Source organism: Candidatus Cloacimonas sp. (genome assembly GCA_039680785.1).
GTDB lineage: Bacteria > Cloacimonadota > Cloacimonadia > Cloacimonadales > Cloacimonadaceae > Cloacimonas.
The window spans coordinates 1-10,380 of sequence record JBDKSF010000048.1 but is presented as its reverse complement, the minus strand read 5'-3'; the positions used below and the strand labels follow the sequence as shown (position 1 = coordinate 10,380).

Below are 10,380 nucleotides of genomic sequence, written 5' to 3'. Positions count from 1 at the left end.
CCATTCCTTCATTTGGCTGCACCGATTCCAATGAATTTTGGCTTAATTCATTCAATTTTTCTTCATTCACCAATAGGTTTGGTTTGATAAATTGTTCCGCAAATTCCAAAACGAATGTTTTGGCTTCTGGATATTTTTTAGCAAGCTCTTCTTTAGCCAAAGATAGGGAGAGGAATGTATGAATATTGGTTTTTTTCAATTTTCCATTTTGGTTTATAAAGATACTATCTGCCGGAAAGGATTCGTATATGCCTTGTTTATATAAAGTTCCAATATCTTTCCGCAATGATTCGTAAACCTTATCTCTAATGGAAGAATGCATCACAAAACCAATGCCTTCGTAAGAAAAATTATATCCATTTCGTTTCAGATCGGAAACAACATTATGTAGATCTAAAGTTGGATCTTGTGAACAGATAATGCTATAGATACTATCCAAAGCACTAATTGCCTCAAACATAGGTTCATCAGATAATTCGTATGGTTTATTTATTCCGGAAATTACCTGTTCTTTTTCTATGGCAAGTTCTTGGGAAGATTTCAAAACTGGAAAATCAAAAGGAGCTATAATTTCCACCTCGGAAACCTGACCTTCCTTCAAATTATATTCCGGGTAATTTACCCTGCCAACGGCAATAATCTGATAAATACTAACGATAATTACAGCCGTTATCAAACTGTAAAGTAGATACTTTGTGCTCATAATATTATTCTTTTTCAGAAGGTCATTGTCTGTCAAGTGCCATTTTTGCATAGGGCAAGATTAAAAAAGAGTGTCTAAGGTATGAACTAACAGACATAATTATATATATGCGAATGAGATGATTATAACCATATAAATCAAACACTGATACTAATTATACTATCATATTAGTAATCAAGCAGATACACAATGTAACTCTTACTTCGAGTTGGAACCGAAATATTTAGTTATGGCTTCCATATTGGATGGAATATCAATATGCCTGGGGCATTTAGCAAGACATTCTCCGCAAGCAATGCATTTATCTGCTCTGCTTTCTTCCGGAATGAACATCTCATATTCTCTTTTATGGCGTGCTTTATCACTAAACATAACTGCATCGTTATAGATTCCAAAAATATCCGGAATCGCGATTTTTTGGGGGCAAGGTAAACAGTATCTGCATTCGGAGCACATAACAGGTATGCGAGCTAAAAATTCTTTTCTTACGGATTGATATATTGCTAATGTTTTATCATCCAATGTATTGGCTTTACATAATGCAGCATAATGCACATTTTCTTTTACCTGTTCCAAAGAACTCATCCCACTTAATAAGACCTGGCATCCCTCCAAATTCCACACCCATTTAAGAGCAAATTTTACAGGGCTTAAACGGATATTATTTTTTTTCCAGATATCTTGCACATTTTCAGGAAGAGGTCCGGCAAGTTTTCCTCCGCGGAGAGGTTCCATTGCTATTATCCCGATATCCTTTTGCACGGCTGATTTGTAACCTTTAAATCCTGCTTGATAATTAATATCCAGATAGTTTAGCAAAAACTGGCAGAAATCCCAAGGATAGGATTGCAGGATTTTGTTAAAAATTGGGTAATTATCGTGAAAGGAAAAACCGGCATATCTAATTTTACCGTCTGCTTTGGCTTTATCAAGAAAATCAGCTACTCCGTTTTTTTTCATCTCAGCCCAAGATTTTTGCGTTAATGAATGCAGCAGATAGTAATCGACATAATCAGTTTGCAGACGCTGAAGTTGTTCATTTAGAAAAGTATCCATATCTTTTCTGGATTTCACTAACCAGCAGGGAAGTTTTGTTGCCACAAACACTTTTCTACGGTCAATTTGAGTGATGAATTTTCCTAAGAGAGGTTCACTTTCTCCATTATGATATGTCCAAGCAGTGTCATAATAGTTCACTCCATTTTCATAAGCGAAGTGCATCATAGCGAGCGCCTGTTCTTCATCAATTTTATTGTCTTTATCCACAGGCAAGCGCATACAGCCAAAACCAAGAGCGGAAAGTTTATCACGGGAGTGGGGCATTTTACGATATTTCATATTTGTTCCTCATTATGAAAGTAATTATATATTTTGGCAGCTGTTTTTCTGCCGATTCCTTTGATGTTTGATAATGTTTCGATATCGGCAAGAGCGATTTTCTCTATGCTGCCAAGTTCTTTTAAGAGTAAAAATTTGTTTGTTTCACCAATGCCTGGAATCTTTTCGAGAGCGCTTTCCAGAGTTCTTTTTGATCTTTTTTGACGATGAAAAGTAATGGCAAAGCGATGTGCCTCATCCCGAATTGTAATCAACAAACGCAAAGCGGAAGATGAACGGGGTAGAATAATGGATTGTTCGTTTCCGGGGACGAAGACCTCCTCCGCTCTTTTAGCTAAAGATATCAGATTAATATCATTTTTAGCGTAATTGCGGAGAATTTGTTCGCTAACTGATAATTGCCCTTTTCCACCATCGATGATTATCAGGTCGGGTTTCATTTGTTCGTTTTTTTGGGTCTCAGCTAAAAAACGGGTCATTGTTTCCTGCATAGCGGCATAGTCATTTTGAGTATCTATGCTTCTGATGATGAAGTGTCTGTAAAATTTTTTTTTGCTCTTTCCGTTTTCAAAAAAGACAGCTGAAGATACAGTATCGCTGCCTTGAATAGTTGAAATATCCATACAGACAATTTTGCGGGGGAGTTTTGTTAATTTTAACGCTTCTTTCAGTTCTTGAACGGGAAAGATAGTTCTGTTTGCTTTTCGCATATAAGCCAGCTTACTTTCTTCCACAATATTAAAAGCATTGCGTTTTGCCATCGCCAGCAGTTTGGTTTTTTCTCCTCTTTGGGGAACTTGTAATTTATTTCCCAGCCAGGAATTAAGCTTCTCCATATCAACCGGTGTAAAAGGCAATAAAACTTCATCGGGCATTTCTTCTTTGTCAGTATAGTATAGTTGTAAAAAACTTGCCAAGATGCTATCGGGATTTTCATAGTCCAGATTTGTCAGAGGATAATTTTCCTGATGAATGATGGTGCCATTCTTCATTTTTAACACTACACACACAGCTTTGTTATCTTCTTGATACAAGCCGATTATATCGATATTTCTTCCATCGAGATTAAACACCGATTGATGTTTTTGAATATTCTGTATGGCTGTTATCCGGTCTCTTAATTTTGCCGCTTCTTCAAATTTTAAAGCACTGGACGCATTTTGCATATCAGCTCTCAATTCATCCAGCAAATCAGAATAGTGCCCACCAAAGAAACGCAACAAACGGTTCACCGTTATGGCATAATCTTTCTGGCTTATATAACCTGTGCAGGGAGCGGGGCATTTCCCCAGCTGATAATTCATACAGGGCTGTTTGTATTTGATCTTAGGAATATTTCTATTACAGCTTCGCATTGGAAATATCCATTCCAAATCAAGCAAGGTCTTGCGTAAAGAACGAACATCGGTATAGGGACCAAAGTATTTAGCATTATCTTTTTTCAATTCCCGAGTTATATAAATGCGGGGGAAAGGTTCGTTTATCGTAATCTTGACAAAAGGGTATTGTTTATCGTCCTTTAACATTATATTGTATTTGGGACGATATCGTTTAATTAATGTTGCCTCTAAGATAAAAGCATCTGCTTCGCTGTTGGTTATGATATATTCCAGATCGGCAATATTTCTTACCAAGTGTTCTGTTTTTATATCTTTGCCAGTAGCGGCAAAGTAACTCTTAACGCGATGCTTAAGGTTTATCGCTTTACCTACATAGATGATGCTTCCTTCTTTATTTTTCCAGAGATATACTCCCGGTTGATCAGGTAATAAAGAAAGTTTTGTTTCTATTTCTTTTGAAAGCGTTTGCATAGAATTTTAACTGCCTGGTTTACATAGTCAATTTTAATCAGGATTGCTCCAAAGTAAAATAATCCCATTGCCAAAACGGTAAGAATGCCATCTCTTATCAATAAAGCCATTCTGCCCTGAACGAAAAATATATTGCGGCATTCATAAAGCAGGATGTATAAAAAAATGCAAATTAGAATGGTCTTGGCAATATTACTTAGCAAGCCAGAATAAGATATTTCCGGCATTTTCTTTTTAAGGAGATAAAGTAGCAAAAAGTAATTGACGCTTGCTGTCAACGAAGTTGATAATGCCAAACCGCGATGCGCCATAAATTGCATCAGAATGAAATTCAGCGTTATATTTAAGGTAACCATCAGGATGGCAATTTTTACGGGTGTTTTTGTATCTTTAAAAGCATAGAATACAGGGGTAATGGTCTGATTCAAACTATAAAATATTAAGCCCAGAGAATAGAAAATGAGTGCCTGTGAAGTCATCCAAACGGCTCTTTCATCAAAAGCGCCACTCTGAAACAAAATTCTAACGAAGTCCTCACCTAAAGCCAAAATAATTGTGGTTACCGGTAGCATTATATAAGCAAGATTAAGACCTGTAAAACGAATGCTTTCTGAAAGCTCCTCATAATTTTTATTGGTTACGCAGCGTGAATAAAAAGGCAAAACCGCAGTTCCGGCAGATATCGCAAAAATTCCCAAAGGTAATTGCATCAGACGATTTCCAAAGCTTAAGGCAGTTATGGAACCGATAGGTAAAAAAGATGCCATTAAGGAATCGGCAATCAGATTTATTTCCCTTATCCCAATTCCTATCTTCCTGGGAATTATGCGTTTCCATAAATCTACCAAAGCGGCTGAACCAAACTTTAAATAGATAGCCCAGCGGTAGCCGATTTTTTTTAAGTAAGGCAGATTAATGATGGTTTGTAAAAACCCTCCTATTATTACTCCCCAGGCAGACCAAATGATTAATTCCTCTCCCGTCACTTTTAATATAAAATAAGGAATTACGACTGTAGCGATCATTCCTATATTTAGCAGAGCCGAAGAGAGTCCTGTCATAAAAAAATAATTATGAGAATTGAGTATGGCTATGAAAGTAGATGATAAACCGATGAAAAATAGATACGGAAACATTATGCGGGTGAGCTTTATAGCCAAAATAGAAGTTTTTGCAGCCAAACCAGGATAGAGGCATTTTACAATCAGAGGAGCAAGAATAATGCCCAGTAAAGTTAAAATACAGAGGATAAGGGTTAATACACTCAGCAGATTTAAGGCAAATTCTATCTGTTCATCTTTATCGCCTTTTATGGATATTTCATTATAAATAGGAACAAAAGCTGTGGATAAAGCACCTTCACCAAATAAGCGTCTCAGCAAATTTGGTATATTGTAACCCACATTAAAAGCATCATTTAGATATGTCGTGCCAAAGAAATATGCCATCACTTGGTCTCTTATTAAGCCCAGAATGCGGCTGAGAAAAACACCAATGGACATTACACTGATGTTTTTTGCCAAAGTTCTATTGGAAGAGGATGATTTCATTTATTGCTTTAGTAAGTGTTTACAATTAAGATACAGATTGGTCATCACCAAGTTCAGATTAACATTTCCTTCAATTTTGCGATTTAGGTCTTCCAGAAAAAGTAAGAAATCATAAAGACGGTCATCAATACCTGGATATGCTTCAGCAACATTTCTTAAGAAATCTATTTTGTCTATGTTGGTTATTTCCGCGTCGGAATTACTACAAAGAGCGCCTAAGTCGCTGGCAATGATGCGAATATACTTCAGTAGATCAATTATTTTATCTTTCTTTTGGTACTTTTTATTTGCTTCAGCCAAAGAAAAATAGCCCAAATCATTAGAAGCAGCGGCTAAAGAAAAAAGTTCAAAAGCCCAGTTACTGGATAGAGAAATATTATCGGAAGCAATGCGAATGGCCGTTTTTAAATTTCCTCCACTGATTCTGGAAGCAGTTCTGGCTGAGGATGCACTTATTTCAAAATCGTTTATCAAAATATCTTCCATCACTTTACGCGTAAGAGGTTTAAAGTAAATAGGTTGCGTGCGTGATAAGATAGTTGGAATTATTTTTTGAATGCGTTCAGTGATTAAAATGATGATAGTTCTTTCGGGTGGTTCTTCCAGTGTCTTTAAAAAAGCATTGGCAGTGGCATTATTCATCATATCTGCATCTTCAATGATTACAATTCTATATTTTGCTTCGTGAATGGATAATTCTAATTGTTTGCTGAGCATTGCGATATTTTCTTTGCGAATTTCTATCGTATCTTTGAAGAAAAAATCTACCCAAGGAGTGTTTACTTTGTTTTCCAGGTATTTTTGATAGGGTTTTATTGCATCTGAATTCCTAATTTCACCTTCGGGAGATAAATTTAAATTTGGAGTAGGGAAAATATAGATCAAATCAGGATGTTCCAGTTGCATAAATTTATGGCAAGAATCACATTTGCCACAGGGCTTTAATTCGTTAATAGCCAAACAGTTAATTGCCATTCCAAAAGCCAAAGCAGTTGTGAATTTGCCCACTCCGTCATTTCCATAAAAAAGATATGCCTGAGCTATCCGATCATATTCATAAGCTTTTTGTAAAAGCTCTAAAGCGTTATCCTGTCCTTTTATGTGGTTTAACATTTACACAATGCTTATTTTGCTTCGGCCTGCTTCGTCACTTATACTATATTGAAAGACCTTTTTGATAAAAGGACTGGTAAATTCACTTGCCAGCATATCATATAAATACACATCATGATATTCTCCTGAAACGAACATAAATTCCCTTTGCACGCCCACTTTCTTAAAGCCAATTTTTTCATAACAACGAATTGCGCGTTTATTATAAGACATAACGGATAAATAGATATTGTGTAAATTCAAAAGGTTAAAACCAAAATCGAGCAGTAAATTAGTGGCTTCGGCTCCAATGCCTTGATTCCAAAATGTTTTTTCTCCAATGAAAATTCCCAGGGAAGCATTTCTATGTGTTTGCGATAATTGATGGATACCGCAATTGCCAATAACTTTATTTGTATCTTTTTCTATAATGGCAAAAACATAATCTTGCTTCATTAGTTCGTGCAGTAATTCACTTTCTTTTTCTACATCAATGATCTTGTCGGAGAGGGTTACAAATTGACCTATCTCCATATCGTTCAACCATTCCGTGTATTTTTCCACATCATCCATAGAAATGGGCGATAGATAACACTTTTCTCCTACAAGTTTGCGAAAATATTTCATTTGTAGCTCCCATATTTTGTTATTTAGGGTTCTTTTTTTACCCTTTATGACATTCATTTCCTAACCTTGGCAAAGTGTCAAGAAGTTTCCTCAGCTTAAATTTTATCGCTCTTGCATAGAGAACCTTATTAAATAAATGGCATAAATGAAATCCCTACCCGCTTCGGGAATTTAGCTCCTAACCATCCGGTAACCAACCCGTATCGCGATATGGGATGGTTACGGCAAATATCTCTGCTATATATGAACTATCAGCAGGCAACGATGAAGGGAAAATGTTATGGAACGCAGAGAGGAAGAAAGTTGCAATTTTCCTTGTTAAAATTGCCTGCTCTAAACGGATTATTTTAAATGCAATGCTTCTCAATCAGAACTTGACAGAAGGAAGGGTTATATTTTTTTGGATTATTCTATACTAAAAAAGATGCGAAAGTGGCGGAATTGGCAGACGCGCTGGACTTAGGATCCAGTGGGGTTATCCTCTTAGGGGTTCAAGTCCCCTCTTTCGCACCAATTATAAAAAATAAATAGCAGGAGAATATAGTGCAAGTAACATTTGAACAATTAAATGAAGTGACTAAAGAAATTAACCTGACCATCCCTTCGGAAGAAGTTAGTGATGCTTATGAAAAGTATCTGTATAAGGTCTCTAAAGATGTAAATATTCCCGGTTTCCGCAAAGGAAAAGCTCCGCTTAATATGTTGGAACGCTTATATGCCGATAAGATTAAAGAAGATTTTTATAACGATTACTGTTATGATGCATTTATGAAGGCGGTTAAAGAATATGATATACATTATTTGCTATATCCCGATGTAAAAGACATTAGCTGGGAAAAAGGCAATGATATGACCATTAAGATTGAAATTGAATATGAACCAACCCTCGAATTGAAACAAATTGAAGGCCTAACCGTTCCTATTAAACCTATTCTCTTGGAAGACAAAGTAGAGGATTTCATTAATGAAATCGCGATGAAAAACAGCATCGTTAAAGAAGTAGAGACAGTTGAAAGTTTCGATGAAATAGAGGTAGATATAAATGTTCAGCAAGGAAATGACACACAAACTATTTTAGCTACTTTTAGTGCTTCTCCCGATGAAGCTAATAAATTGCCTGAACTAATCGGCCATCATAAAGGAGATACGGTTCAGATGAAATTGTCTGGTAAGCAGATAAGAGATAGTGCTTTGTATGCTGATATAGAAATAGAAGACGAAACGGAATATCCCTGTGAAATAGTGATCCAAACCATTAAAAGAAAAATTATGCCAGAACTTGATGATGAATTAGCTAAAGATATGGAATACGATTCTATGGAAGATATGAGAGCCAGTATAAGCGAAGAAATGAGATTGAGAAATGAACATTTTAATATGGAAATTGAAAATGCAGGCATCATTTCAGAATATTTTGCAGAAAATCCTTTTGCGCTACCTGAAAAAACTATTCAATATATGGTGATGGATAGAATGGGCAAGGTAAAAGATGAACAATTGGCTAATTTCCTCTATACGCAATTAAGATTTATGTATACGCAGGATATAATTAGAACATTTATCCTCGATTCTCTCCTGCAAAAAATGCCTATAGAACTTACTGACGATATGATGGAAGAATATATGACTCATATGGCAATTTATAACGATATTCCAGTTGAAGCATATAAAGAAAAGAGAGAAAAAGATACAAATATTGAGGATTTACGCGAGTCAGCCAAAGAATATTTTCTTTTACGCCAAATTGCTAAGACCTGTTCATTTGTGCTAAAAGAGGAAACTCCAGATGAACAAAATTTAGATATGGCATCGGATGATACAAAGGAGGAATAATGAGTTTTGTCCCCATAGTCATTGAACAGGTAGGTCGTTCGGAACGTGCCTATGATATATATTCTCGATTGCTGAAAGATAGAATTGTCTTTGTCGGCGGAGTGATAGAAGATAATTTGGCAAATACGGTTGTGGCGCAGTTACTTCATTTGGAAGGTGAAGATCCCGAAAAAGATATTTATATGTATATAAATAGTCCGGGCGGAGTTATATCCGCTGGGCTCGCTATATATGATACAATGCAATATATCAGACCCCGGGTTAGTACAATTTGTATTGGTCAGGCAGCAAGTATGGCTGCTGTTTTATTGGCTGCCGGGGCTGCCGGAAAAAGAACTGCCCTTCCCAATAGTAGAATTATGATTCATCAACCAATGGGTGGGGCTCAAGGTCAGGCAACCGATATCGAAATTCAAGCAAAAGAAATTTTGTATTTACGCGGTAGGATGAATGAAATTCTGCATTTGCACACGCAACAAAATATCGAAAAAATTATGGAAGATACGGAACGCAATTATTTTATGAGTGCTGAAGAAGCCAAGAACTATGGAATAATAGATGAAGTGATTTCAGTGCGAAAATAGCTTGACTAAATTTATACTAAATCAGAATTAAGAAAAATACACAAGTAACGCTAATAGTTATATTAAAAAATGCAAAACAAAGGAGGAATCCTTGGATAAATACAGAACTTTAACCTGTTCTTTCTGCGGACGAGCGGAAAATGAAGTGAAAAACTTGATTAGAGGCATTGCCGGTAACATTTGTGATGAATGTATCGTAATGTGTCATAATATCATTGATACAAATAAAGAAGATATATCAAAGGAAGCATTTGAAGCTCCGGTCCCAAGCAAAATCAAGTCCTATCTTGATCAATATGTTATTGGACAGGATAATGCCAAAGAGATAATTTCCGTTGCCGTTTACAATCATTATAAACGCATTTTCAAACAGCAATACGAAGATGATGTTGATCTGGAAAAAAGTAATATAATGATGATAGGTCCCACAGGTAGCGGAAAAACCCTTATTGCTCAAACCCTGGCAAGATTTTTACAAGTTCCTTTTGCCATTTCTGATGCCACTACTTTAACCGAGGCAGGTTATGTGGGTGAAGATGTGGAAAATATTCTGGTGCGCTTATTGCAAAATGCCAATTATGATGTTGCCAAAGCGGAACGCGGAATTGTATATATAGACGAAATTGATAAAATCAGCCGTAAATCAGAAACTCCTTCCATTACGCGAGATGTAAGCGGCGAAGGAGTTCAACAAGCACTTCTGAAAATTTTGGAAGGAACGAAAGTAAATGTCCCTCCCAAAGGTGGACGCAAACATCCACAACAGGATTTTATCGAAATGGATACTAAAAATATCCTGTTTATTGCCGGAGGAGCTTTCTTCGGTCTGGAAAAGATTATCA

Annotated in this window: 9 protein-coding genes and 1 tRNA gene; 4 read left to right on the top strand and 6 right to left on the bottom strand. The window is 36.2% G+C overall.

Translation table 11 applies throughout. The annotated features are described in order from the left end of the window. The 6 genes from ABFC98_03310 to ABFC98_03285 form a co-directional block, all read right to left on the bottom strand. Nucleotides 1-754: hypothetical protein (locus tag ABFC98_03310; protein ID MEN6445055.1), on the bottom strand; the 754-nt coding region annotated here is incomplete at its 3' end. A 147-nt stretch (nt 755-901) separates the two neighbouring features. Further along, nucleotides 902-2,041, bottom strand: coding sequence for an aldo/keto reductase (locus ABFC98_03305; protein MEN6445054.1), 1,140 nt, complete (start codon nt 2,039-2,041; stop codon nt 902-904). Beyond that, nucleotides 2,038-3,852: an excinuclease ABC subunit UvrC gene (gene uvrC, locus ABFC98_03300; protein ID MEN6445053.1), complete on the bottom strand. Its 1,815-nt coding sequence runs from the start codon at nt 3,850-3,852 to the stop codon at nt 2,038-2,040. The genes ABFC98_03305 and uvrC overlap by 4 nt, the downstream gene beginning before the upstream one ends. Continuing rightward, a complete protein-coding gene (gene murJ, locus ABFC98_03295) occupies nt 3,828-5,402 on the bottom strand; it encodes a murein biosynthesis integral membrane protein MurJ (protein ID MEN6445052.1) in 1,575 nt (524 codons plus the stop codon). The genes uvrC and murJ overlap by 25 nt, the downstream gene beginning before the upstream one ends. Next, nucleotides 5,403-6,515 (bottom strand): DNA polymerase III subunit, encoded by a 1,113-nt coding sequence (locus ABFC98_03290; protein ID MEN6445051.1) that lies wholly within the window; start codon nt 6,513-6,515, stop codon nt 5,403-5,405. It abuts the gene before it with no gap. Beyond that, the gene (locus ABFC98_03285) at nt 6,516-7,121 is read right to left on the bottom strand and encodes a GNAT family protein (GenBank protein MEN6445050.1); all 606 of its coding nucleotides are present in this window, start codon (nt 7,119-7,121) and stop codon (nt 6,516-6,518) included. Between the two features lie 426 nt (nt 7,122-7,547). Here ABFC98_03285 and ABFC98_03280 point away from each other — a divergent pair. The 4 genes from ABFC98_03280 to clpX form a co-directional block, all read left to right on the top strand. Beyond that, nucleotides 7,548-7,634: transfer RNA gene (locus ABFC98_03280), tRNA-Leu, on the top strand. 30 nt (nt 7,635-7,664) lie between these two features. Continuing rightward, entirely contained in the window at nt 7,665-8,954 is a 1,290-nt protein-coding gene (locus ABFC98_03275) for a trigger factor (GenBank protein ID MEN6445049.1), read from the top strand. Next, nucleotides 8,954-9,538 (top strand): ATP-dependent Clp endopeptidase proteolytic subunit ClpP, encoded by a 585-nt coding sequence (gene clpP / locus ABFC98_03270; GenBank protein MEN6445048.1) that lies wholly within the window; start codon nt 8,954-8,956, stop codon nt 9,536-9,538. Before ABFC98_03275 ends, clpP begins: the two co-directional genes overlap by 1 nt. 91 nt (nt 9,539-9,629) lie before the next feature. After that, a partial coding sequence (gene clpX / locus ABFC98_03265; protein MEN6445047.1) for an ATP-dependent Clp protease ATP-binding subunit ClpX occupies nt 9,630-10,380 on the top strand: 751 nt, incomplete at its 3' end.